The sequence below is a fragment of the Bacillus sp. 5B6 genome, assembly GCF_000259405.1.
GTDB lineage: Bacteria > Bacillota > Bacilli > Bacillales > Bacillaceae > Bacillus > Bacillus velezensis.
The window spans coordinates 1,689,248-1,715,158 of the sequence record NZ_AJST01000001.1; the positions used below are offsets into that span (position 1 = coordinate 1,689,248).

Annotated in this window: 15 protein-coding genes and 3 pseudogenes; 10 read left to right on the forward strand and 8 right to left on the reverse strand. The window is 44.5% G+C overall.

The genetic code is table 11. The features are described 5' to 3' along the window. The 7 genes and pseudogenes from uxuA (at window position 1) to MY7_RS08030 (ending at window position 7,369) form a co-directional block, all read left to right on the forward strand. Window positions 1-1,077 (forward strand): mannonate dehydratase, encoded by a 1,077-nt coding sequence (uxuA, locus tag MY7_RS08000; protein WP_007611787.1) that lies wholly within the window; start codon window positions 1-3, stop codon window positions 1,075-1,077. Next, window positions 1,074-1,910, forward strand: coding sequence for an SDR family oxidoreductase (locus MY7_RS08005; protein WP_007611789.1), 837 nt, complete (start codon window positions 1,074-1,076; stop codon window positions 1,908-1,910). Before uxuA ends, MY7_RS08005 begins: the two co-directional genes overlap by 4 nt. 83 nt (window positions 1,911-1,993) lie before the next feature. Further along, the gene (locus MY7_RS08010; RefSeq protein ID WP_029325932.1) at window positions 1,994-2,995 is read left to right on the forward strand and encodes a substrate-binding domain-containing protein; all 1,002 of its coding nucleotides are present in this window, start codon (window positions 1,994-1,996) and stop codon (window positions 2,993-2,995) included. A 76-nt stretch (window positions 2,996-3,071) separates the two neighbouring features. Then, the gene (locus tag MY7_RS08015; RefSeq protein ID WP_029325933.1) at window positions 3,072-4,343 is read left to right on the forward strand and encodes an MFS transporter; all 1,272 of its coding nucleotides are present in this window, start codon (window positions 3,072-3,074) and stop codon (window positions 4,341-4,343) included. Window positions 4,344-4,461: 118 nt separating this feature from the next. Continuing rightward, window positions 4,462-5,278 (forward strand): annotated as a pseudogene (locus MY7_RS08020) (hypothetical protein). Further along, window positions 5,275-5,883 carry a DUF4166 domain-containing protein gene (locus MY7_RS08025; RefSeq protein ID WP_007611793.1) on the forward strand — a complete coding sequence of 203 codons (609 nt, stop codon included), beginning with the start codon at window positions 5,275-5,277 and terminating at the stop codon, window positions 5,881-5,883. The pseudogene MY7_RS08020 and the gene MY7_RS08025 overlap by 4 nt, the downstream one beginning before the upstream one ends. Next, a pseudogene (locus MY7_RS08030) lies at window positions 5,877-7,369 on the forward strand (YndJ family protein). The gene MY7_RS08025 and the pseudogene MY7_RS08030 overlap by 7 nt, the downstream one beginning before the upstream one ends. 173 nt (window positions 7,370-7,542) lie before the next feature. On the opposite strand, the gene MY7_RS19545 reads toward MY7_RS08030, so the two are convergent. Beyond that, the gene (locus tag MY7_RS19545; RefSeq protein ID WP_029325934.1) at window positions 7,543-7,818 is read right to left on the reverse strand and encodes a hypothetical protein; all 276 of its coding nucleotides are present in this window, start codon (window positions 7,816-7,818) and stop codon (window positions 7,543-7,545) included. Between the two features lie 15 nt (window positions 7,819-7,833). On the opposite strand from MY7_RS19545, the gene MY7_RS08040 reads away from it, so the two are divergent. Further along, window positions 7,834-8,169, forward strand: coding sequence for a hypothetical protein (locus MY7_RS08040; protein WP_029325935.1), 336 nt, complete (start codon window positions 7,834-7,836; stop codon window positions 8,167-8,169). Between the two features lie 144 nt (window positions 8,170-8,313). Further along, entirely contained in the window at window positions 8,314-8,583 is a 270-nt protein-coding gene (locus MY7_RS08045) for a hypothetical protein (RefSeq protein ID WP_014418037.1), read from the forward strand. Between the two features lie 268 nt (window positions 8,584-8,851). Here MY7_RS08045 and MY7_RS08050 read toward each other — a convergent pair whose 3' ends face one another. Further along, window positions 8,852-9,988 carry an alpha/beta hydrolase gene (locus MY7_RS08050; protein ID WP_007611798.1) on the reverse strand — a complete coding sequence of 379 codons (1,137 nt, stop codon included), beginning with the start codon at window positions 9,986-9,988 and terminating at the stop codon, window positions 8,852-8,854. A 244-nt stretch (window positions 9,989-10,232) separates the two neighbouring features. Beyond that, window positions 10,233-11,730 (reverse strand): annotated as a pseudogene (locus MY7_RS08055) (cellulase family glycosylhydrolase). 459 nt (window positions 11,731-12,189) lie between these two features. Between MY7_RS08055 and MY7_RS08060 the strand changes: the two are divergent. Then, on the forward strand, window positions 12,190-12,501 hold the full coding sequence (locus MY7_RS08060) for a DUF4870 domain-containing protein (protein WP_007611800.1): 312 nt from the start codon (window positions 12,190-12,192) through the stop codon (window positions 12,499-12,501). 49 nt (window positions 12,502-12,550) lie between these two features. Here MY7_RS08060 and MY7_RS08065 read toward each other — a convergent pair whose 3' ends face one another. The 5 genes from MY7_RS08065 to bamC all read right to left on the reverse strand — a co-directional run bounded on the left by MY7_RS08065 (window position 12,551) and on the right by bamC (window position 25,845). Beyond that, window positions 12,551-13,951, reverse strand: coding sequence for a sensor histidine kinase (locus MY7_RS08065; RefSeq protein ID WP_029325936.1), 1,401 nt, complete (start codon window positions 13,949-13,951; stop codon window positions 12,551-12,553). A gap of 2 nt (window positions 13,952-13,953) precedes the next feature. Further along, window positions 13,954-14,661 carry a response regulator transcription factor gene (locus MY7_RS08070; RefSeq protein WP_029325937.1) on the reverse strand — a complete coding sequence of 236 codons (708 nt, stop codon included), beginning with the start codon at window positions 14,659-14,661 and terminating at the stop codon, window positions 13,954-13,956. 143 nt (window positions 14,662-14,804) lie between these two features. Further along, window positions 14,805-16,076, reverse strand: a complete 1,272-nt coding sequence (locus MY7_RS08075) for a glucuronoxylanase XynC (protein ID WP_029325938.1) — start codon at window positions 16,074-16,076, stop codon at window positions 14,805-14,807. A 51-nt stretch (window positions 16,077-16,127) separates the two neighbouring features. Beyond that, entirely contained in the window at window positions 16,128-17,666 is a 1,539-nt protein-coding gene (locus tag MY7_RS08080) for a glycoside hydrolase family 43 protein (protein WP_029325939.1), read from the reverse strand. Between the two features lie 319 nt (window positions 17,667-17,985). Beyond that, complete coding sequence (gene bamC / locus MY7_RS08085; protein WP_007611810.1) at window positions 17,986-25,845, reverse strand: bacillomycin D non-ribosomal peptide synthetase BamC; 7,860 nt, start codon at window positions 25,843-25,845, stop codon at window positions 17,986-17,988. Between the last annotated feature and the right edge of the window lie 66 nt (window positions 25,846-25,911).

The following is a 25,911-nucleotide window of genomic DNA, read 5'->3' on the forward strand; positions in this document are numbered from 1 at the left end:
ATGAATATCACGTTTCGCTGGTACGGCCAAGGTAATGATACGGTGACTCTTGAACATGTCAGACAAATTCCCGGGGTCAAAGGCATCGTCTGGGCTCTTCACCAGAAGCCCGCGGGCGAAGTATGGGAAAAGGAGGACATTGAAGCGGAAGTCAGATACATTCAATCCTATGGGTTTCATGCAGAGGTCGTGGAAAGCGTGAATGTTCATGAAGCCATTAAACTAGGTCATGAAGAACGCGGACAATATATTGAGCACTATAAACAGACCATTCGCAATCTGTCCGAATTCGGCGTGAAAGTCATCTGTTACAATTTCATGCCGATATTTGACTGGACGCGTACCGATATGTTCCGCGCGCTGGAGGATGGGTCAACCGCTTTGTTTTTTGAAAAAGCGAAAGTGGAAAGTCTCCCTCCGGAGGAACTCATCCGCACGGTTGAAGAATCTTCTGATTTGACGCTTCCCGGGTGGGAGCCGGAGAAAATGGCCCGGATCAAGGAACTGTTTGAGGCCTATCAAACGGTCGGTGAAAAACAGCTTTGGGCCAATCTTGAGTTCTTTTTACATGAAATTCTTCCTGTAGCGGAGGAACACGGCATTCAAATGGCCATTCATCCGGATGATCCGCCCTGGTCAATTTTTGGCCTGCCCCGTATTATCACCGGTGAGAAAAGTTATGAAAAGCTGCGAGAGATTTCAGATTCACCCGCCAATTGTATTACGTTATGCACGGGTTCGATGGGAGCGGATCCCGCCAATGATATGGTGAAGATCGCCAAACACTATGCGGGAGCTGCGCCGTTTGCCCATATACGAAATGTGAAAATCTGCGATAACGGTGATTTTACGGAAACTTCGCATCTTACCAGTGATGGGTCCATTGATATTACCGGTGTGGTAAAAGAATTGCACGGCCAAGACTATAAAGGATATGTACGGCCTGATCACGGCCGTCATATCTGGGGCGAACAATGCCGGCCGGGTTATGGTTTATATGATCGTGCCTTAGGAATTATGTACTTGAACGGACTGTGGGATGCGTTCTCGTCTCATGAGAAAGGGGTGAAGAGATGAAACCGATTCATGAACGTTTATCAGGAAGAACCGCTGTCATAACAGGCGGGAGCGGTGTTCTCTGTTCAGCAATGGCAAAGGAGCTTTCGCGGCAGGGGATGAAAATTGCGATCGTCAGCCGGAATGCTGATAAAGCAGAGCGTGCGGCGGGCGAGATTGCTGACGCTGGAGGAACCGCGGTTTCTGTACCGGCTGATGTTTCAGCCCGTGATTCGCTCGAAAAGGCAAAAGACGAGATTATCAGCCGGTTCGGTTCTGTCAATCTTTTAATTAACGGAGCCGGGGGAAACCACCCTGATGCGATCACTGCCAGCGAGACGTATGAAGAGGATGAGCAGGGCACATCATTTTTTGATATGGACGAAACGGGGTTTTCAAGCGTATTTTCAACCAACTTTACCGGTGCATTTCTGGCATCGCAAGTGTTTGGAAAAGACCTTTTGAAGGCGGAATGTCCCGCGATTATTAATATTTCTTCTATGAGTGCGTATACACCGATGACAAAGGTGCCCGCCTACAGCGCGGCCAAGGCGGCGATTCAGAATTTTACGATGTGGATGGCTGTTCATTTCGCAAAAAAAAGGCTGCGGGTGAATGCCATCGCTCCGGGTTTCTTTTTGACTGCGCAAAACCGTGGGTTGTTATTACAGGAAGATGGAAGTCTGACAGACCGATCCAATAAGATTATGGCACATACACCGATGAAACGTTTCGGGAAACCGGAAGACATTCTGGGAACGCTCCTGTGGCTTTCGGATGATTCATGCTCAGGCTTTGTCACCGGGGTCACAGTTCCCGTCGACGGAGGTTTTATGGCTTATTCCGGAGTGTGACAGAATCCATGTCCCTGTCAGATTGTAAACTATTTACTTCTGACTTATACTAGTGAAAAATGAAGACAGACGGGGATGAGTCTATGAAAACCATTACAATTTCTGATGTGGCGAAATATGCAAACGTATCTAAAAGCACCGTATCTCAATTTTTAAATCAGCGCTATGACTATATGAGCGAGAAAACGAAACAAAAAATAGAAGCGGCTATTCAAGAGCTGAACTATCAGCCGAATTTCGTCGCCCGCAGCTTAAAACAGAAATCAACATTTACGGTAGGTGTGGTGGTGGCTAATATTCTTCACACCTTTTCCACTCAGGTCATCAGGGCGGTGGAAGACTATTTTCATGAACAAGGATTTCATATTATTGTCTGCAATGCGGATGATGAACCGGAAAAAGAAAAGAAATATATTGAAATGCTGCGGGCCAAGCAGGTGGACGGAATTATTATTTTTCCGACGGGCGAAAATCTCTCTTTATATGAAAAGATGAAACGCGATACGTTTCCGGTCGTGTTTATGGACAGAACCATTGAAGAACTCGGGATTCCGACAGTGATGCTTGATAATCATCATGCAGCCGGTCTTGCCGTTGACCGGTTTATCGAAAGCGGCATTAAGAGAATCGCGATTATTACGACGTCCATTATACGGGGAATCAGTCCGAGGGTAGAAAGGATTGAAGGGTATAAGAAGGCGCTTGACCGCCACGGAATGATGGTGCGGAACGAATATATCAAAACAGCCGATGCAGCTGATATTTCCAATGTTTTGTCAGAGCTGTTCTCACTTGATGAGCCTCCGAAAGCGATATTGGCGGCAAACGATATCGTTCTTGTTGAGGTGCTGAAGTATATGAAGGAGCATGATATGACAATTCCGGATAAGGCTGCCGTCATCGGGATTGATGAAGTTCCTTTTGCGGGTTTTTTTACTCCTCCGATTACGACGATCGTTCAGCCTGCGGCAGAAATGGCGCGAAAAGCGGGAAGCCTTCTTCTTTGCCAGATACAAGAAAAAGATGGCGGTGAAAAACGGATTCACCGCTATAAACCGGCGCTGCTCGCAAGACAATCCGGATAACCGGTTTCATTGCATAAACCGGTTTACTCCGGCAATTCAAATGTCTGAATGTTATGAAATAAGAGGGAGGGATTTTATGTTCTCAAAGGATAGATTCCCTATTATTCTTCTTTTATTTTCAGCCGGGGTGATTAACTATTTAGACCGCTCAGCGCTGTCTATTGCAGCGCCGTTCATACAGCAGGATCTCACATTGTCGGCAACCCAAATGGGGCTGATTTTCAGCAGTTTTTCTGTCGGATACGCTGTGTTTAACTTTCTCGGCGGTGTTGCATCTGACCGGTACGGGGCTAAATTGACATTGTGTACGGCGATGATCGTTTGGTCTCTTTTCAGCGGAGCGGTTGCGCTTGCTTTCGGATTTGTAAGTCTTTTGATTATCCGTGTTTTATTCGGTATGGGGGAGGGGCCGCTGTCGGCTGCCATAAGCAAAATGGTCAACAATTGGTTTCCTCCGTCTCAGCGCGCCACGGTCATCGGCCTGACAAACAGCGGCACGCCGCTCGGCGGAGCGATTTCCGGCCCGATTGTCGGGATGATTGCTGTGGCGTTCAGCTGGAAGGTTTCCTTTGTCCTGATCATGATCATCGGTTTAGTCTGGGCGGTCATCTGGTTTAAATTTGTCAAAGAACGGCCGGCGCCGACGGAAGACGCCCCGGCAATGAAAGCGGAGATTCAGTCGCATGAGCAGCATATCCCGATGACCTTTTATTTGAAACAAAAAACGATTCTCTTCACGGCTTTTGCCTTTTTCGCCTACAATTACATCTTATTTTTCTTCTTAACATGGTTTCCGAGCTATCTGGTGAAAGAACGCGGTTTAAGTGTTGAATTTATGAGCGTGGTGACTGTTATTCCTTGGATTCTTGGATTTATCGGTTTGGCGGCAGGCGGAATGATTTCTGATTATGTATTCAAAAAAACCGCCGGAAAAGGGGTTTTGTTCTCACGGAAAGTCATTCTTGTCACTTGTCTGTTCGCTTCCGCTGTACTGATCGGATTTGCCGGACTTGTTACCACTACCGTAAGTGCCGTTATTCTCGTTGCTTTATCAGTTTTCTTTTTATATATAACGGGCTCTATCTATTGGGCGGTGATTCATGATGTGGTTGATCAAAGGAATGTCGGGTCAGTCGGCGGCTTTATGCATTTTCTTGCAAACACGGCCGGTATTATCGGGCCTGCTTTAACCGGCTTTATCGCGGACAAAAGCGGATCATTCTCCGGGGCGTTTTTGCTTGCAGGCGGATTAGCCGTTTTGGCCTCGGCTGCGGTAATCTGTTTCGTGCGTCCGATTATCATTCAACCCGCTTCTAAAGATAAAAAAGACACGATACCTTATTCATAAGTCATCAAAGCCACTGAGGCTGTCCTGCCGATAACGGGATGGCCTTTTCGTTCTGCCGCTTGATCTGTTCCTATGATAATATAGGAGTTGTTTACAAAAGAAGGGAAGAGGAGGGGGCATGAAACAGAAGCCGATATATGTCGAAATCAATATTGCATCTGATATAGAAACGCTTTGGGAATATACGCAAAACCCGCATCTTCATAAGGAATGGGATCTGCGTTTTTCTGACATTACATATCTTCATAGGCTGCCAGATGAACCGCAGAGATTTCTATATGAAACACGAATCGGTTTTGGGCTGAAGGTATCCGGCACAGGCGAATCAATAGGTGACATAAGGTCTCGCTCGTCAGAAAGAGTGTCTTCGCTCGCTTTTGCCTCTGATCATCCGCTGTCACTTATAAAAGAAGGCAGGGGCTACTGGAAGTATATAGAGCGGGATAACGGACAAACCGCATTTTTGACTCAATATCAATATGTAACGGCCCGCGGTCTGCCGGGAAGTTGGATAGACCGGTTTTTATTTCGTCCGCTGCTAAGCTGGGCTACCGCATGGAGTTTTGATGCGTTGCGGCTTTGGATAGAACAAAACAGACATCCGAAGATATCAGTCCGTTCCGGGTTTGTCTATGTCTTTATGTGTCTCGTATTCAGTCTGTATTGGTTTTTTTCAAGGCTTTTATGATGGCTGTGCCGATGCAGAGATCGTGAGGGGAGCGCTGGAGACAGGGTTAGGGGTATTATGGCTGATTCCCATGCGGAGAAAGTGGCTGATTCACGCCGGGCAGTCAGTCTTCTTTTGTGTAACGGCACTGCTATATTCCGGCGGCGGATTCGTGATCTCATTAGGAGTGCTTACGATAGCCGCAATGATTCTTAATCTCAAGCTGCCGAGCGCCTGGCATACAAAACGAAAGAGAGAAGTGAAATGACGGATTCAATGTATGAAAAAGCGATTACTCATTATCAATCACTGCACCCGATGCTGCAGAAACGGTACAGATTTGACGAATCACGCACGTTTTGCGGAGAAGGCGTTATGTCAGAAATAAAGGGAGGTTCTTTTCTTGTCAGAATGCTTTTAAAGACAGGTGTTTTTTTCAGATGTTTTTTCTCAGAGAGGGGAAACGATATCCCTTTCACTATCGAAAACAAAAATAGGCAAAATGGCGTGGAATGGAATCGTACCTTTTTCTTTAAAGGCAAAACGCGTTTTTTTGATGCAGTCATGGAATATGATGAGCGGGAAAACAGAATTCTTGATTACTTCGGAAAACCTCACATCCTACTGTCTGAACTGCATTTAGAAGCGTCTTCAGACGGAGGGCTTGTTATTACATCCGGAAGGCAGTGGCTCCTGATAGGCGGAAAGAAAATCCCGCTTCCGGCATGGATGTGCGGCAGTTCAACCGTTTATGAGGCTTATGATGAAGAAATGAATTGCTTCAGCATAAAGGTTCATGTGAAAAACCGGATACTCGGCACGCTTTTCTCTTACCAGGGGACTTTCCGGGAAACAGAGGGAGAAACATGCTGAAGCGTCATCTCATGGTATGCGTGATTTGCTTTTTGGGATTTGCGGCGGCTGAAGCTCCGCATATATCAGCTGCTGAGACGTTTGTTTTATTTTCCGTACTTTTTTTCGTTCCCGCTGTATTCGATTTTGCTTTTCGGCCGTCAAAGACCTTAAAGAATGTGTGGTTACGGAGTTATCCTGTTGCCGCTTTATGTGCGGTGCTTGCGCTTGTCACAGACTTCAGTTTTTTTGCCTTTGTGTGGCTCATTTATACGCTTGGGCTGGCACTGTATGCTGTCCGGCGGCTGACGAAAACAAATATTCACAGAACAGAAGAGATATCTGTTATGGCGGGTTTCATTTATTTGGCCGGGGGCGGATTCTGGTTCTTCGCATATGTCCTTGAGATTCCCGTCATGAATTTCGGCCCGCTTATCGTTCTGCTGACGGCGGTGCACTTTCACTATTCCGCTTTCCTCATTCCGATCTTTAACGGATTGCTCGGCAGGATCATACGGGAGAAACGCGAACTTTACCAGTGGAGCACGGTCATTATTTTGATTTCGCCGATCCTTATTGCCTTGGGGATTACATTTTCAAAGACACTTGATGTGATTGCTGTCGCTCTGTATCTGGCGGGTCTGTATGTAAATGCATATCTCGTCTTTACGGGGCCGTTTGTTACGAAAACAGGAAGGGTCTTGATCAGGAGTTCTTCGGCTGTGTTAATGATCACAATTGCTTTTTCTTTGATATATTCGTACGGTGTCTACCGCGAGGAGGCAACGCTCACGATCAGCCAGATGATTTGGATTCACGGGGCCGTCAATGCATTCGGCGTTATCCTGCCGGCTTTGGCGGGGTGGAGGTTGGAAAATCCGAGACCGTTTGATGAGGGCAGTGAAAGAACGTTCAGCCGTATTTACGGGAAGAGAACGATAGGCAAAGAATTTTTGACTGATATTCATGCAGCAAATGACATCCATTATACCGGCCTTCTGGATCAGCTGAGAGAACTGCATTCTGAAGACTTTTCAACTGAAAAACTGGCGCCGGCCGTTATTTCCTTTTATGAAGAGACAATTGATTAGGAGTTGACTCTGACAAAGATGGCAGAAAAAATGTCCGTGCGTGGATCAGAACAAATGAAAAGCAGGAAACCGTTTTTACTGCGCTGTATTCAGCGTACAGGTCAAAAGGGGAAGGATACATGAATATCTCTCTTCCGCTGCCGTACGGCCAAATGACGGGCATTTTAAAACCTTATGCGCGTAATCAGAATCTTATTTTGACAAGCAGACGGCGAAAAAGCGGAGCGGGTGATGAAGGGATTTATCTGCAAACGAAATGGGGGGCGTGTCATCTTCCGCTGGCAGAGACATTTCTTATTTCAGCCCAGAGCGAAACAAGCCTGAAGGCCGTTCATCATATGTGGCTGTTCGGACTGAAATTTTTAACTGTGCATTATTGGATCACTCATGCTTCCGCAGGTAACCGAAGCAAATAACAAGCTGCAGAGCCGTCTGTTCATCAGGCGGTTTTTTCTCATCTACATGGGTTATATTCACCATTTTATTTGCGAGCTATTTTGCGGCGGATGACACGAAAGGAGTCATGCGCTGGATCTCATTTATTCTCGTGTTAGCTCAGCTGTCCGGGATGACATGAGCGGTTATGTTGTCAGTGAATGAGGATAGGACGCAGCCTCGGTCTTGCCAGTCTTTGCCTGTCTTTCATGATTCGCGAAATGAAAACGACCGCAAAGATACCTGTTACATTGAGCGGTATGGTGAAGGCAGCCGGGCATATGTCCTTGCTGAAAATCTCGTTTTTATCCATTTTAGCCCATGACATGATTTTTACGAAAATGTTTAGCTTCACAACGGCATATGCGCTGCGTATAGGTGTCAGTGAGAAAGAAATCAGCTTGTTGTCTTTTCGTTTATGACTCCCCACGCACTGGCTCCGCTAGTGATAGGAACGTTAGTTCGCAGGTGCGGAAACTGGGTAACATTAAAGCTGTTTTATTTACTCGCAGCCGTTTTTATTTTTATCATTCCTTTTACCATCAGCCCGATGGCGCTTTATGCACTCGGTATTTTCGGAGGACCTTTGGTCGAGGGATTTTTTAACGATTGGCTGGGGCTCAGGGCCGGATTTTATTTCGCGGCAGTGCTCGGGCTGGCGGCTGTCATACTTGCTCAGCTCATATGTGAGGAGCCGATGCGAAAAAATCGTCGGAGTATTACCAGACATGATTTTATTTTTGTGTACGCTTTCAAAAAAGAAGAGATCTTATTCGGATAAAATTCATGACAATATATGTATTTTTAGTGAAAATAAGTATCTGATCTACAAAATATGACAAATTCCCTTTGTACAAGATGGTAAAATCAGATTACCTGCTAAGTGAAAAAGCAGCAGGCAATAAATCACAAGGGGGCAATATTAATGTTAAAAAGTAAAATTAAAAAAATAGCCGGTGCGGCTGTAATTGCTGGAGCATTATTGGTTTCTGTGTCGCCAGCAAAAGCAGAAACTCTTCCGGGATTGATCTGGGTCATGGACAAATATACTGACGCTTTTAAATTCGACATGTTTATTAAAAACGGAAATGAAAAATGGGTTTATGTTTACACAAGATTATCCGATGGCAAAGTTGATGTGGAAGAAGTAAAGTGTGAAACAATTTATAAAGATCGATGCTATGTAAAGCAGTAAGAAATAAATACAAATCGTAATACATCCTATTTTTTAATTCTGTCTCATCAACTAAGTATACTTAAGATAACGAGACAGAATTTCCATTAAAGATTTAACTTCCTAGAATATATATTATGTAAACTAGAAATTGTGAAGAGAATAAAAAAATGGATTCATATTCTAAGAGCATCCCCTTTTTGTAAGGTAATATTAAAAAACCTTTACGTCCTTAATAAATTAAATTGGTCATAAAGGTTTTTCAGTTTGAGTATTTTAATCGGTTATGTCACTTGTTGCTGGTCTTCTTGATCAAGTTCACGCCATCGTATGCCAGACTTTCCACACTTGCAGCCTTCTGCAGTATGTAATGATCAAAAAAGTTCTTCGTATAGTCTGTAACAAGATTTCGCATCTCCATGGCATCCCGTTCGCCTCTAAGTTCCTCATTCACACTGGTAAATACGATGTCGCAGTAATCTAAATGCGCAGCGCGATCAACAGAGAAATAATAGGTATCCATGCTATTGTTAGCGCCAATGATCGCATTCATGTTATAGTTCGGTTCAGAAAACAGCAGCAAAAAGGGTTTCTTAAGGTCGCTGCCCTGAAGGCCGAACGCTCCGCTATCCAAGCCAATCCCGCAGGCGAACCGTTCGTCGTCCCGGCAAACAATCGCCGTCGTAGCCCCTCCATAAGAATGTCCGACTATGCCCATACCGATGTCAAGCAACAATCTGCCCTTAAAGATGGAATTCAGCTCTCCAGAGTCCAATTTGACAAGATAATCGGCTACATACCTTACATCTTCTGCCTGTAATTCACTATACTCTGTTAACTTGTCAAGTATCGGCAGTGTAAGCACGTTTTGGCACATCTCAATGGCAGTTTCATCGTCAGGACGCATCTTCATCTTACCAGTCAACGCCATCATCTCCGGATCTTCAGAAAACGCCATAATAATATCCGAAAAATCCTTTGATATATTAAACAGGCGCCCATCTTTACGCTTATACATCGTGCTGTTCTGATGGCCGATGCTTACCACAACATATCCCATGCTTGCCAAGTCTGTACAGATCACTGTACCCCATTCTGGAGAACCGCCCCCGCCGCAAACATAAAATAACACCGGATAGCGTTTTTCCATCCCGGAGAGAGCAAGGCCATCGTAACATTGGGTCTTGATATCTATAGTGTAAGCATCCTTCAACGCAGTGAGAAGCGGCTGCTCATCAAGCATTTCGCAGACTTCAGGAAACATGTACGTTGATGTAGTCTTCCCTTCGCTGCTGTCGGACGGATAGTACACAAACGCCGTCAGTTCTCTTTTTGTATGATCTGATGCCGTGTACTCAAAATCCATCTGGGTTCGGCCGACAGTATAGCCGCCAATTGGCTCTGGAAACGCGTCATACTTTTTCATTCTTTTGTTCCCCCTTAAGTAATAAAAGTGGCGGATGTGAAATACACACATTGCGCTACAAACGCTTTTCATTACATCATATGTTCAGTGAATCATAGCTACTCCTTGGCTTTCTTGAAATTGCTAACAACATTTGTACAGGCCCATATACTGTTTCAGAGTTTCATCCGCCACGTAAACCTCCATGTATTGCTGTTTAAGTTGATAAAAGCGGACATCGTTGCTGATGTCCGCTTAAAGCTTACTAATTGGGTTCTGTTCCCCAAATCAGTTTTCCTTGATGATATAATGTGATTTTTCGTTGTTTTAAACGTATTTGATTGGAAAAAGGAATAATCGCCGCTTTGTGCATAATTGCTCCAGTCATCGTTGTGAAGACGAAGCTGAATATTCCCTGTGCTTGCTCCCGGTGACAGCGTTCCTTTTTTAAAACCCAGTTCCAGGTAGGTATCTGCACCTTGCTTAGGTTTATACAGCGTCACAAACTTGTGGGTCAGATTGCCTCATCCAATCTGCGTGTAGTCACAGTCAAAGTTTTGGCCTTTGTTTTTCGCGTTATACCAGTAACGGGCAGTGACACCTTTTAAATCAACCGTGGTATTCCCGTTATTTTTTATGTGAAGCTGCGGGCGGATTTGGTTGCTGTTCACACTCCCATCCCCTGCTTTGTATTGTACAGAAACGCCTTTTTCCTGTGTGGGATTATCTTGTGCTGGCGTTTCAGGGCCGTCCTTCGTTGAATCTTTGTTGCCGCGAATGTTTTCTCTTACGAAGGTTCCTGAAGCAGTTAAATCTGACAGCGGCCAGCCGCCTGTTTTAGATGCTCCCGGCTTTAACGCTGAGGATGATTCCTGCTTATCAGAAAGATTCCAGTTCACCCAGCTGATTTTCTTGCTGTCGAGATAATTCAGCCATTCCCGCGACTGGTCAAGGAATACACCGCCATTTCCAGACGCGTCGCTTGTTCCCCATTCCGTCACGAAAATAGGCGCTCCTTTACTGAGTGCATAGTTTGCTTTATCCCGTAAAGATTGGCCGTGTGTGCCGGCATAAAAATGAAGCGCGTACATGACGTTTGCATCTTTTAGCTGGTCATCGGCAGCATCATTCACATCCTGGCTCCATGTACCGGTTCCGACAATGATGGGATTGTCGGGGTCATTTTTGCGGATAACGGAAATCACTTCTTCCGCATACGGTTTAATATCACGCTTCCAGTTCACGTCACCGTTTGGTTCGTTTGCAATTTCATAAATGACGTTTGGCGTGTTTCCGTAAAGACTTGACATTTCCTTGAAAAATTCTTTTGCCTTCTCTTTATTTTGGTTTGGGTTGCCGTCATTTAAGATATGCCAGTCAATGATGACATATATCCCAAGTTCTTTTGCCGTTTCAACTGCTTCTTTCACTTTGTTCTTCACAGACGGGTTGTCAATATAACCGCCGTCTGCCGTATACATTGCCGCGCGGAAAACGGTGATGCCCCAATCGTCTCTCAGCCATTTTAAGCTGTCTTTATTGACGAAATCGCCATACCATTGCAATCCATGTGAACTGATCCCTTTCAATTGTACCGCTTTGCCGTCTCGGTTTACGAGCTGTGTACCTTTTATGCTAAGCTGACCATTCTTGACTACTGGCGTTTTTGTCCCTGCTGCTGATGCCGGCGAATGCAGCAAGCCGCCCATTGTCAATACCGCAATCAATAAACACGTAATAAAAATAGAAATTGACCGTTTCATATCTGATCTTTTCCTCCTTCGCATCATTTTGGCTCTTTCTTATGAGCTCGAACTCATTGTAAAAATCTTTCTCATGATTGTCTATCAACCTAATTTCTTGTTTTTGGGAGGTGTAAAAGCCTGTCAATTTGCTCTATCTCTATTGAATAAGACACACCTGACACATATAGTACAAAGAAAACCGGACTGAATCGGGACTTTACACGTCATTTTTCAATCGAATCGAAAAATTAAATGTATTTCCAACGTAGACACGCTGAATGTGAGGAGTCTCAATATGGCATTGTATCTTATGATTGCTGTAAGAAGACGAGCCCTTACCCGTCCTTGTTAATTTAAGGTTGATGTAAGGTTCGGATTAATACGGGTTAAGGTTGGAGTTGTACAATAAGATTGTACTTCAGTGAGGGATTCAGCCAGAAGAATTCCCCCTTCAATAAATCATAGAGGTGAAAAGGTTTGAGAGAAAATAAAATTTTGTCTTCATTATGTTACTTCAGTATATTTTTTGCGCCATTTCTGTTTCCGATTATCGTCTATTTCTTAGGTCAGGACGATGTGAAATATCATGCGAAAAAATCTTTATGGACGCATCTGATTCCTTATTTGATTTTTGTAATGGGCATCATCGCTTCAGGTTTACTTGGTATGAATGACATCAGGCACGCCGGGCCTTTCCTGCTTGCGACGTATGCTGTTACATTCCTTGTGGCGATCTACTTTTTCATTTGGAACATTGTCAAAGGAATCAAAGTGTTTTCGGAACAATAGGAAAAAAAGGTTCTGTTATTGATCAACAGAACCTTTTTTTGTATAGCCATTATGATAATTGTATATCTATCGTTGTCCCTTCTCCCGCGGTGCTTTGAATGGTGATGTCCCCTCCGTGCTTTTGGATAATATCCTTTGCTATGGCCATTCCAAGACCAGAGCCTGCATGCGTCGTTCCTGTATTTGTCCCCCTGTAATAGCGATCAAACACTTTCTCCAGCTCCTCTTCTTCTATCCCTTTGCCGTTGTCCTTAATTGTCACATGAGTTCGTTCTTTTTGTTCAAGCTGTACAACGATCTTCACATCAGCATCATTGTGAACGAGGGCATTTAAAATGAGATTCGTGACCGCTCTCCGAATCAATATCGCATCAAGGTTCAGCATCAGCTTTTCCACGTTCGTTTGAAGTTCAATGGACTTATCCGCATATCTAGAATCGTTTAACATATCAATTAACGTTTCCCGCAGCAGCGATACAAGGTTTACCCGTTCTGTATGTAACATCACATCGTTGTTTTTCAGCCTTGTCGTTAAATTTAAATCTTCCATCACATCTTTCATATAGAGGGATTTACTCTCAATGATCTGGGCGTACTCTCTGATCTGTTCGACTGTGAGATGGTAATTTGGATCTTGAATGATTTCTGCATAGCCTTGAATAGATGCTAATGGTGTTTTAATGTCATGAGAAATATGACTGATCCACTCTTCACGCATTTGCTCTAATTTATCTTTTTCTTTTTTGCTTGAAGATAGTTGTTTCGATAAGTGATTGACATTATAGAAGACATCTTTATAAATGCCTTTGGATTTCATTTTGATCGTATAATCTCCATTAGCTAACCGCTGGATTCCTTGAATGACACGGCCGAGCGGTTTTGTGAGCTGCCGGCTGAATAGATAGCCAATGAGTAACGCGATCAATGCATCTATTGATAATAATATGATGGTCCCTGCATTGAACTTCGTCACAAATTCCTTGGTATCATATGAGAGGACATACTTTCCGAGAGAGGGATTTTTAAACCCTATAAAGTAACTGTACTCCTTGCCGTTCACTTTTTTTCCGCCGGCGTAAATGGTTGATAATAATTGTTCATCCTTATATTTATGTAAATTTATAATTTCAATAGGCGTATATTTTTTCTTCAGTCCTTTAGGTTCTCTATCATGATAAACATCCTGTCCGTTTTCATCTAATATTTGAATCCATGCATTCTGCTCTTTTAAAGCTTTTTGGCCCTCTTTGTTTACTGTGATACCATTGTCCGATAACGTGACATATTGTCGGAATGATCTTGTGAAAGTTTCCGGTGTACTTTCTTCGTCATGTTGGCTGTTCGCCTGGAAAACGAGCCAAAACATAAAAATAAATAAATTAATGAAGACTGTAATGATGGTCACGATAATGACAGAGACCATATACCTGCCTGTTAATCGCCAATTCATCCTTACGCATCCTTTACAGCAAATTTGTAGCCTAACCCTTTCACAGTGACGAGAAAGTCTGGTTTTGATGGGGTGTTTTCTATTTTCTCACGGAGCCTGCGTATATGAACCATCACCGTGTTGTCAGAACCGAAGAAATCTTCTCCCCATACAGCTTGATAGAGTGTTTCTTTACTGATCACCCGATTGGGATGCTGCAGAAAATAGGTCATAAGCATAAGTTCTTTAGGTGTTAACTCAATAGCCGCTCCATTTTTGGTGAGCTCGGCTTGTTGTTGGTTTAATTCAAATGGTCCTTTTTTTATCACGGTTCCGGTTTGAGAAGGCTGTAAGTAAGAGACCCGTCTCAGCTGCGCTTTGACCCGATATGCAACTTCCTTAGGGCTGAAAGGTTTTGTAATGTAGTCGTCCCCGCCGATGGCAAGTCCTACAATTTTATCCGTTTCCTCCCCCTTTGCAGACAAAAAGATAATCGGAACGTGTGAAATGTCTCTTATTTGTTTGCAGATATCATAGCCTTCACCGTCTGGCAGCATGATATCCAATATCACAAGATCGGGATTTTCTTGATGAAATTGAGCCAATCCGTCACGGGCAGTCGAAGCGGTGATCACGCGATCAATGCCTTCTCTTATTAATACGGTTTTGATCAGTTCCAAAATTTCTTTTTCGTCGTCTATGATTAATACTTTGCTGTGAAGCCGTGACATATATTGATCACTCCTTGAAGTCATTGTCATTATTATACCCAATGTCTGTGTATCTTTAAAAAAATCAACACTTCTATCCCACAGAAAATAAGCCAATTTTCTTTTTCAAGTAAGAAAATTGGCTTATTGCGATGCTGATGCCTTTAACGCTTTACAACAAATGTTGTCACGCTTTGAGCCGGAAGATGGGCCCAAAAATGATTGTCCGTTACTTTGAGATCCGTTCCAGGCTGAAGATTGCTGCTGCTGCTCGTGATCCATCTGGATACTTGCGAAGCAGTTCCATTCTGCAACACAAAGTTTTGGTTGACCCCTGTGTTATTTTTATTAATGGCAACAATCACGACTTTATTGTCTCCTTTATAGGCTGACACGTAAACATTCGGTTCAGGATTTTTCGTTGCATCAATCCTTACATAGCCAGGGCGCACAAATTTTGAGAAATGAGCCATATTGTATCCGCGTTTGCTGATCATCCCATCTTCTTTCATAGGGCCGTATGATCTGCGGATGTACCACCATACATAAGCTTGAAAATCTCCCTCCACCATTGAATGGTGAATATGCTCTGAAACACCTAAAGCCTCAGGCCAGCGATCCGCTGAATTGTTGTCACTATTCGGATAGTATACCTCCGTCATCCATAGCTCTTTCCCTCCTCCTTTTTGTTTGAAAAGAGGATAAGGAAACTGACTGACCTGAGTGCCGTACAGGTGGGTTCCGAGGATATCCATATTCCTAAGCGCCTGCGGATCGTTCAAAATGGGGTCCGATATATTTTTCAGGTATTGAAATGATTCCGGCGCAATCACACGGGCATTGATGGAACCGGCATTCTCTCTCATGAAACGCAGGATTTCTTGGGGCGTCCACCATGTCCATTCGTGAGCGTAATCTGGCTCGTTTTGCATAGAAATCGCATACAGATTCACACCATTACTCTTCATGAAATTAACGAAATCGTTAAGATGCTGCGCGTATGCGGCGTACTTATCGTATCTCAGCCGCTTAGCTGATGTGTCACCATTATGATTGAAAGTCTCAACCATATCGTTTGGCGGATTCCAAGGGGAAGCAAAAACGATTGCTCCATGTTTGATCGCACTTTTTGCAGTCTCCACTTCCTTGTACCAATTGTTTCTATTTTCATCTACATGAATTCTTAAGACCGAAAAACCTAACTGATTCTGTCCATTGCCAAAAGCGGTCTCCCGTTGGGCTGCAGTCAAGTCTCCAATCCAAGCCGGGTGGTTCATTCCTCCAAAACCGCGAATCACTTGTCTATCTGCAGATATATTAACTTTTGCATCACTCGCTGCTGAAACTTCAGTAACTCCCGGTCCTAAGAGCATGACGGACATCATTGTGAAACATACCAATAATACACAAATTGTTTTTTTTACGCTCGACATCATTTTTTCCTCTCTTTCATATGTCTTTTATGGACTTAGAAAACGTATCTTTGCTTATCTTTGTGTAAACTGCCAGTAATCAACGTTAAACAAGTTTCCTGTACCAGTTCCCGTAAATACAAAGAATACGTTGTGAACACCTGTTGCGCCGCTTATCGCAGTTTCTATTTCTCTCCAGGATTGCGTTCCGCCTGTGGAAGGGACATTCAAGGTTCCGACAAGCTTACCGTTTGCACTGTCTAGCCGCACTTCTATTTTCCCGCCAAGAGCGGACGCTACATTTGCTTTAAACGTCCTGGCGCCGCCTGAGCCGAAGTCTGCATTTCCAACAGCAATCCAGTCTCCGTTATGAATGTTTGTGACATGTTGATTATTGACCGGCCCGCCGGGTGCTGAGGATGCCTCTGTCAAAATCCGTCCGTTCCAGGCAAACGTTTCCGCTTCTACCCGGTTATATGGATTCAAGTTGGATAGCTGTTTGACACCTGCAAAATTTGCCGCTACTTCTTGCAGGGAGCCATCTGGATTATGCACAAGCTTATTAATATGGGGAGAACGGTATCCTTTGCCGGCCCCGTAAAGAGCGGAGCTGACAGTTTGAGTATGATACACCACATACCACTCGTTTCTAAAATTGAAAACAGCATGGTGATTGTTCCCGCCGCCTCCGAAAAATGCTCCCGGATTTTTCAGAAAGTGCCCTCTATACGAAAAGAAACCCATGGGACTTGAGCTGGTCATATAGCCGATCTCACCTGGAGGTTTATCGGCGGGGTGCGCGCCCCCGAAATTGATACAATAGGAATAGTAATATTTTCCGTTATACTTATGCATTCCCGAATCTTCAAACATAAAAGGCGCATCAATCGTCGATGCACTTCCAGCAACACTGGTCATATCAGGACCTAATTTCATGACTCTTGCTGTTTTAGGATTGGCCCATTGCCCCTGCGTTGGATTTGAACCGCCCGGAACGCCTCCGCCGGCATATAGGTAACCGGTACCGTCATCATCTACGAATACTGCCGGATCAAAAAGCCATACAACACCGGACATTCCTGGCGTATTTGGCGTTACCACCGCTTTTCCGATCGGATCTGTCCATGGGCCGGTCGGGCTGTCTGCGGTGAGAACCCCGATACCTCCGCCGCCGTTTGCGAAATAAAGGAAAAATTTATCCTTACCATTGATCTTTTTCACCGCGGCTGACGGGGCCCATGATGCTCCTGCCCATTTGGCAATCCCCCGGCCGCCATTCGCCCCATTGGCACCCGCTGCGGGAATCGCTCCGTGATCTGTCCAGTTCACCATATCCGCTGAAGATATGACGGATATTTTATTCAAATTGGCAAATGAATTATCCTTAATCGTTCCGTCGCTATTATATTCATAGTCATCGCTTGACATATAGATGTAGACTCTTCCGTTATAGGTCAGCGCAAACGGATCTGCTCCCAAATGATGGTCTATAAGCGGATTTGAATTCCCAACATGTTTTGCAATTGGAGTGCTGGCAGCATACGCAGACTTCCCAGTGAAGCAACTTAATAATAAAGCAAGGACCCATAGGCATACGCAACATTTTTTACACATAACTTAACGCTCCTCCTTTTTCTTTAAATTTAGGGAACTTTTGCCATTTGAGAACAAATTGCAGTACCGGCAGTAAAAAGCAGACTCCGCAGTTAAGCAACTCAATAATAGAGCTAGTACCTATAAACATACGCTACACTTTTTTCTAATAACTTGACATCCTCCTTTTTCCTTAAAATGTATGATGATTTTTTTACCATGACAACTGGTCATGGAGAACGGCTCTGGAGTAAACCTTGCGAACACAGGAGTATGACTCTCGCCTTTTTAATAAAAACGCCGCTGAGTGCCAGGCCAGCGGCGTTTTACACTTGATCATTTACATTTTGTCAAACTTTGCGTCCCCCGCAAACGATCCCATTGACAGTTGTTCTTCAAGAACAAGTCCGTGATGATGCCGTTCTTCAATCCTTTTGATAATAGATCGAATTGTATCCGTATTTTCTTCAATATTGTGAGGGTCAAAGATCGTCACATGGTCTCCTTTTAATTTATACTCAAAGTAATGCTGTGCGGTTGATTGCTTCCATCCTCTATCGGTCAACTCGCCGCATAGAAAATGATGAATGTTGGCGTTCACCGCGCCGGAATTGATCAGTTTATTGTGATATGTGAGATAGCTTCTGATTTTATCCTTAATGGAAGGAATGGTTAATAATTCTCTATAATAATCCGGAATGATATCCAGATTCCGATGAATGATCTCTTCGGTTTCCTTTTCCGAAAAATAATTCACCGATACGGCTCTTTTAGAATCAAGCATCATAATGTCCGATACGATGCGTCCGCGCTTCTCCAAGGCTTTGGCAACCTCAAAAGCCAAATTCGACCCCGAGGAGTAACCAAGTAAAACAAAGGGCCCTTGTTCCTGAATGCCTATCATGCTTTCTGCATACCGGTCAACGATCTCTTGCTCGTAAGACGGCTCTTCTAGGAAATCAGCGGCATAGACGGTGCAGCGGCCGGCAAGTCTTTTCGCCATTTCATTATAGACCAGCCCGTATCCGATTAAAGGCGGGAAACAGAACACAGGGATTGAACCGTTCTGATTCATCTTGACGAATACGTTATCCGTCTTGGACTCGAAAACTGCTGCTTGAATGGCGCGTGCCATTGTTTCAATGGTAGGAAAATCGTATACGGCCTGATAATGCATTTTGATTCCCATACGGTCGTTGATTTGATGAATAACTTGCAATACTTTGAGCGAATGGCCGCCAACGTCAAAGAAGTTATCTTTAATTCCCGGGTCACTGAGAGCTAAAATGTTCTTCCATATCTCGGCCAGCTGCTTTTCAATTAACGTTCCGGGCGCTTCGTATTCGGTTCCGGTAAGCCTATTTCCCTCAGGAGCCGGCAAAGCTTTTCGATCGATTTTTCCATTTGCGGTTATCGGCATCTTCTCCATTTGGACAAAGTAAGCCGGTATCATATAAGCGGGCAGTTTATTCAGCAAATGGCGCTTCAGCTGCGCCGTATTTAATGAATCGTCTCCTGACAAGTAGGCGCACAGCTGCTTGGAGCCCTCTTCTTCAATTGCGATGACGACCGCTTCTTTGACAGATTCCGATTGCAATAAAGCCGCTTCGACCTCGCCAATTTCAATCCGGTAGCCCCGGATTTTCACCTGATGATCAATTCTTCCCAAATACTCGATATTGCCGTCAGGCAGCCACCGGGCGACATCTCCCGTTTTGTACATTTTTTCGCCCGCGGCAAACGGGTGTTCAACAAATTTCTCAGCCGTTAATTCCGGGCGGTTCAAATATCCTCTGGCCAGTCCCTCTCCTGCCACATAGAGTTCGCCCGGTATGCCCATTACCTGAATGTGCTGATATTCGTCCAAAATATACGCTTGCAGGGTAGGAATAGGTTGTCCGATGTTGCTTCTGCCCTCGTCGATTTCCCGTTCCGTGATTTCTTTATATGTGACATGAACGGTGGTTTCGGTGATGCCGTACATATTGATTAATTGGGTTAAAGGATATTTAAGCTTCCAGTCTTTCAAGAAGGATGGATTTAACGCCTCTCCGCCAAATATGATTTTTCGGATGTTTAAATTGGATTCGGGATCTGCTCTCTCCTCCTGCATCAGTTGATAGAAATAACTCGGCGTTTGATTTAAAATAGTCACAGCTTCCGATTTTAACAATTGCAAATACCTTTCCGGGTTTTTTGCTATTTGTTTCGGAACAATCACTAATTTGCCCCCATACAGCAGCGCTCCGTACATTTCCCATACTGAAAAATCAAAGCAGAAGGAATGAAACAAAGTCCATGTGTCCGATGCATTAAAATCAAAAACATTTTTGTTGTTAAATAACAGACGAACCACGTTTTTATGTTCAATGAGCGTGCCTTTCGGATTCCCCGTTGTTCCTGATGTATAAATAACGTAGGCTAATTGATTTGGCATTACGTTCAGATTGAGATTAGATGTTTCGGCGCCGTATGATGACGGATCGTCAAGGAAGACAGTATGACTTTGATAATCGGTACCTTCCAGAAGATGATGCTGCAATAATAAGATAGAGACGTTAGAATCCTCAAGCATATAATGGATGCGTTCTTTCGGATAATCCGGATCGATCGGTACGTAAACGCCCCCGGCTTTCAAAATAGCAAGGATGCCTATCACCATCTCCGGTGAACGTTCCGCCATAATGCCGACAAGCTCCTCGGCCTGAAGTCCTTTGGCAACCAAGGTTCGGGCCAGCTGATTGGCGCGTTCATTTACTACCTGATACGTCAGCTTCTTATCTTCAAAAACAATCGCCGCTTGCTCCGGCGTTCGCTCCGCTTGTTCTTCAAACAATTGATGAATCGTCTTTTCCTTTGGATACTCAGCCGCCGTATCGTTGAACTTGTCTATCAGGAGCGATCGCTCATCCGCTGTTACGATATCGAGGTCTTGAACGCGAATTTCTTGATCGTCCGCCATTTGCTTCATGATTTGCATGAAATGCGTCTGCATCCGTTCGACACTTGCTTGGTCATAAACATCGCGATTGTATACAAAACGAATGTCAATTTCTCCATCCGGCATCACTATAAAAGTAAAATCGTAATGAGTATGTTCTTCCATATGAAAATCGAGAATGTCTAATGCGTTGTCATCCTGCTTCATATGTTCTATTTGTTTCTCAACTGGGTAATTCTCAAATACCATAATATGATTGATCAACTGCTGCTTTTGCTCAGTTTGAGCCTGAATGTCATACAACGGAAATGTATCATATTTTTGAGAAGCCAGTGCCCGCTCCTGGTTCATTTTCAATACTTGTGCAGCTGTCATTTCAGGCTGCGTATGAATACGTACGGGAATGGTATTGATAAATAAACCGACCATGGTTTCAATTCCCGGAATTTCTGCCGGTCTGCCGGATACGACCGTGCCGAAGACGACATCCTGACTCCCGTTGTATCTTTGCAGCAATAAGCCCCATGCGGTTTGTATCCATGTATTGACGGTGACTTGCTGGCGGCTTGCGGCCCGTTTGATTTCGTCTGTGAGCCGCTTTCCTAAACGAAACTCATGCTCACCTTTTTCGTATCCTTTCGCCCGGTCGGAAGATTGTTCTTGTAACAAAACAGTCTGCCCTTCATAACCTTCTAAATAGTTGCGCCAATAGGCTGACGCCTGCTTGTGATCTTGTTGATCCAGCCATTCGATATATCGGCTGTATGGGGTGACGGCTCCCCGCTTCGGCTGCCTTTGCTCAAGTATTGCATAATAGGTTTCAAACACTTCTTTCGTAACAAGAGGCAAACACCAGCCATCCATTAAAATATGATGAAAGCTCCATATCAACCGCGCTTGGTCTTCCTCTGTCCGCAGGATCGATACGCGCATTAAAGCATCCCGGGTGAGATTGAATCCCCGCGCCTTATCTCTTCTTGCAAAATCGGCAATAAACTCGCTGCGCTGATGACTGTTCATGCTGCGAATATCTTCAACGGCCGTTTCAATCGGCTTTTGCCGGAATACAATCTGCAAAGGCTGATCTTTCCATTCTGTATAAAAAAGAGTCCGAAGAATGTCATATTTTTCGGCCAGATGCGCCAAACTCATCCTGAATGCATCGATATCCAAGAAACCTTTCAGATCAAAAGCGGCTTGTTCAAAGTAAGCTTCGGAAGCCGAATCGATCAAGCTGTGGAACAACATTCCTTTCTGCATCGGGGTTAATGGGTATATATTTTCAATGTCACCGAGATGACTCGTTTGCTGCACAAATTGATCTAATTCACCGATCGTTATACCTTTTAACGAAATATCGCTTGGCGTCAGGTGAATTTGATCTTGAGCATCACAATGTGCGATGACTTGCTGCAGGCTGTTTTTTAAGAGATCGGCACAAGCTTCCATTGTTTCTCTTTGATATTGTTTACCGCAATAGCTGATGGCCAGCGACAATCGGCCGTCTGAAATCATGCCGTTGATATCAAGTGTATAGGTCAAGGGACGATTGTCACTGGCTGTTTTCCCGCTTGAGTAAGGGGATACCTCCATCTTGCCGTTCCGGACATCTTGATCAAATTGACCCAAATAATTGAAACGTATTTCCGGATGTCCGGTCCATTCATGTGCCTTCGGGTGATCGGATAAATATTTGATCAGGCCGTAACCTATTCCCTTTTGGGGGATCTGACGCAAATTTTCTTTCACTGTTTTAATCCGCCCGGTGATATCCTGATCAGCTTTGATTTGAAGCGAAACCGGATATAGGCTTGTGAACCATCCCACCGTACGCGAAATATCGAGATCCGGAATGATAGACTCTCTGCCGTGTCCTTCAAGATCAATGAGAATGTCTTCATATCCGGTCCAACGATGAATAGCAGTTCCCAGACCGGTCAGTAATAAATCGTTCATATCGGTCGAATAAGCCCGGTGAGCGTTTTTTAATAAACGTTCGGTTTCCTCAACGGTCCATTGAACGATGACCGTTTCCCGGTCTTTGGCCAGACCGGTCTCCTGTTCATTGTCCTTTGGCAATGTATGCTGCGGATTATGTTTCTGTCTGAACCAGTATTGATTTTCCGCTTCGAATTCCTGACTTTCTGCATAACGATTCAACTGTTCAGCCCATAACAGGTAAGAGTCCGTTTTCTTCGGAAGCCGGATCGCTTCGCCGTTTTGGAGCTGCTCATAAGCTGCCGCTATATCCTCAAGTAAAATCCTCCACGATACGCCGTCGATGACCAGATGATGAACCGCAATCAGCAAATGATCTCCCTCTTGACACCGGAACAATCCCAGTTTCATGAGCGGTCCTTCAGCTAAATGAATGGATTGCTGAATCTCATTGGAAATGGTTTCTATCGTCTTGGACACATTTTTTTCTTCGCGTAATGAGATCACTTCAAGGCTGAACAGATCACCTTCATCGATCCCGCGATTTCGGGCTTCATATCCATCTTCTGTCGGAACATAGACCATGCGCAAAGCATCGTGATGCTCTGTGATCTTCTTCATGACGTCCCGAAGCTTTGATTCATCCAGTCCCTCTTTCCAATAAAGCATAACCGCTTGATTATAATGGTGTAATTCCGGGTATTTCTGGTCAAAAAACCAATGCTGAATCGGTGTCAGCAGCGCCCGGCCTTTGATTTCTCCTTGTTCTGCGATTCGGGTTACCGGCTCTACGTATGGAACAAGCTCGGAGATCGTTGGGTATTTAAACAAGTGTTTGATTTCAAACTTATACCCGGCTTGGTATAATCTTGAGGACACTTGAATCGACTTAATGGAATCGCCCCCCAATTCGAAGAAATGATCTGAGATTCCGACCCGTTCTAAGCCTAAGACCGACTCCCACACCGCGGCCAGTATTTTTTCCAGTTCTGTTTGAGGAGCTTCATAGTTCATGCCTGTAAGATTCTCTCTTGGAGAAGGAAGGGATTTACGGTCTATTTTCCCGTTGAAAGTAAGCGGCATCTCTTCCAGCTGAACGAAATACGCAGGTATCATATAGGATGGAAGCTGCCGGGACAGCTCTTCACGGAGCTCGCCTGCAGTTAAAGCATGTTGTGCGGTATAATAGGCGCACAAGGATGTTTCCCCATCGATTTCCCGGGCGATAACGATGGCTTCTTTGATCACCGGCAGCTGAAAAAAAGCGCCTTCGACTTCGCCGATTTCAATGCGGTAACCGCGGATTTTCACCTGGTGATCAATCCGGCCCAAATACTCGATATTGCCGTCCGGCAGCCATCTTGCCAAGTCTCCCGTCCGGTATATCCGTTCTCCTGATGCAATCGGATGGTTTACAAACTTCTCGGCCGTCAGTTCGGGACGATTCAAGTAGCCCCTTGCAAGCCCATCGCCCGCTATGCACAGTTCTCCCGCCACACCGATCGGCTGCATATGTTCCAAATCAGCATGTAATATATACAATTGAATGTTGGAAATCGGTTTGCCTATCGGAATCGATGCATATGTTTCTTCCGTCTGGCAATCAAAGTATGATACATCAATTGTTGCCTCAGTCGGTCCGTACAAGTTGATGATTTGAGCCTGGCTCACCGATGTGATGATGTGTTTGAAGCCTGCGACATGTACAGGCTTCAAAGCCTCGCCGCTTGCAAACACATGTCTTAATGACGCTAATTTTTGTTTCAACATCCCGCTTGGCTTCTGATCCATGGATTCCAGGAAGGCATGCAGCATCGCCGGTACAAAATGCATTGTGCTGACGCCTTTTTGTGCAATTGTATCTAAAATCAGCTCGGGATTCTTTTCTCCTCCGTTTGGCAGCAGAACCAATCTGGAACCTGATATCGTCCACCAGAACAGTTCCCACACTGATACATCAAAGGTGATCGCAGTTTTTTGCAGAATCGCATCACGCTCATCAAGAGGGTATTTTTCCTGCATCCACACCAGCCGATTGATGACCGACCGGTGCTCAACCATAACCCCTTTCGGCTTGCCCGTTGAACCCGATGTATAAATAACATAGGCCAGATGATCCGGACCAGCAGCCGGCTCTACATTCGACCCGTCTTCACAAAAGTTTTGCGGATTTTTCATATCCAGCACTTTTCCCGTAAAAGGTACTCTCTCTTGCGATTGATTCTGCACGAGTAACAACTTCGTATCCGAATCCTCCAATATGTATCGAACCCGTTCCTCGGGATAGCCCGGGTCAATCGGTACATACGCCCCGCCGGCTTTCAAAATCCCGAAGATCCCTACAATCATATCCAGGGAGCGTTCGGCCATAATCCCGACCGGCTGATCCGGCTGCACGCCTTCAAATTGCAGTGTCCGAGCGAGTTGATTCGCCCTTTCATTCAATTCACGGTACGTCAGACGGCTATCCTCGTATACAACAGCCGTTTGATCAGGGGTACGTTCCGCTTGTTCCTCCAAAAATTGATGAATCGTTTTTTCTCTTGGATACTCTGCAGCCGTTTGATTATAGGCGATGAGTTGATTTGTCTCTGAGTCTGACAGAATATTAAGCTGGCGGATCATAAGGTCGGGTTGGAATAACAATATCGAAAAAATCCGGTTTACATGTTCGATCACTTGCATCATATACTGGCGATCATAAGCGTGTTCATTATAAGTTAACTTTAAATGAATCGAATCATTTTCTATGGAAAACTGAAATAATGTATCAGCAGCAGCCGTTTCTATAAAACGAATGGGGTGAAGCTGATCTAGTGATACGATCGTATGGATCATTGGCAAATGATTTGAATCGTAGTTCAGATTTAATGGACCGGCCATTTTATCGAAAGGAACGTGCTGATGTAAGATGGCTCCGTTCAGCTTGTGTTTGAATTCATTAAATATGGATTTAAACGTGCTGTCCGCATTTATGTTTTGTTTGATTAACATGACTTGGTCTAAACGAAGGTCTTCATCGGTTTCGTCTTCAAAGGTCGGTACACCTACAATAACGCCCTCTTCCCCCGTATATTTGTACAAAAGACACTCGATTCCGACCAGGAGAACCATATAAACGGCCATTGGCGATTTATTCGTCATCTTCATGATGCGCAGGGATACATCGGAGCTCAATGAACTGTGAATACGGTTGGGTGCACTCGACGCATCATGCTCTATTGTTGAGTCCGACATTTGAAACGAAGGGATTGCACTGGGACGATCTTCCGCATCGAACATGCTGCTCCAGAACAACTCCTGTTGCTTAAATTCTGACATTAATATCCCTCCAGTAAGTTTTAGCCGGCTGACCGCTGTCCCCGTAAAAACATCATGCGGGGACAG

Excerpts from the sequence above, each read along its gene's own strand:
- uxuA (WP_007611787.1), top strand. The coding sequence starts at position 1 with ATGAATATCACGTTTCGCTGGTACGGCCAAGGTAATGATACGGTGACT.
- MY7_RS08005 (WP_007611789.1), top strand. The coding sequence starts at position 1,074 with ATGAAACCGATTCATGAACGTTTATCAGGAAGAACCGCTGTCATAACA.
- MY7_RS08010 (WP_029325932.1), top strand. The coding sequence starts at position 1,994 with ATGAAAACCATTACAATTTCTGATGTGGCGAAATATGCAAACGTATCT.
- MY7_RS08015 (WP_029325933.1), top strand. The coding sequence starts at position 3,072 with ATGTTCTCAAAGGATAGATTCCCTATTATTCTTCTTTTATTTTCAGCC.
- MY7_RS08025 (WP_007611793.1), top strand. The coding sequence starts at position 5,275 with ATGACGGATTCAATGTATGAAAAAGCGATTACTCATTATCAATCACTG.
- MY7_RS08045 (WP_014418037.1), top strand. The coding sequence starts at position 8,314 with ATGTTAAAAAGTAAAATTAAAAAAATAGCCGGTGCGGCTGTAATTGCT.
- MY7_RS08050 (WP_007611798.1), bottom strand. The coding sequence starts at position 9,988 with ATGAAAAAGTATGACGCGTTTCCAGAGCCAATTGGCGGCTATACTGTC.
- MY7_RS08065 (WP_029325936.1), bottom strand. The coding sequence starts at position 13,951 with ATGAATTGGCGATTAACAGGCAGGTATATGGTCTCTGTCATTATCGTG.
- MY7_RS08070 (WP_029325937.1), bottom strand. The coding sequence starts at position 14,661 with ATGTCACGGCTTCACAGCAAAGTATTAATCATAGACGACGAAAAAGAA.
- MY7_RS08075 (WP_029325938.1), bottom strand. The coding sequence starts at position 16,076 with ATGATGTCGAGCGTAAAAAAAACAATTTGTGTATTATTGGTATGTTTC.
- MY7_RS08080 (WP_029325939.1), bottom strand. The coding sequence starts at position 17,666 with ATGTGTAAAAAATGTTGCGTATGCCTATGGGTCCTTGCTTTATTATTA.
- bamC (WP_007611810.1), bottom strand. The coding sequence starts at position 25,845 with ATGTCAGAATTTAAGCAACAGGAGTTGTTCTGGAGCAGCATGTTCGAT.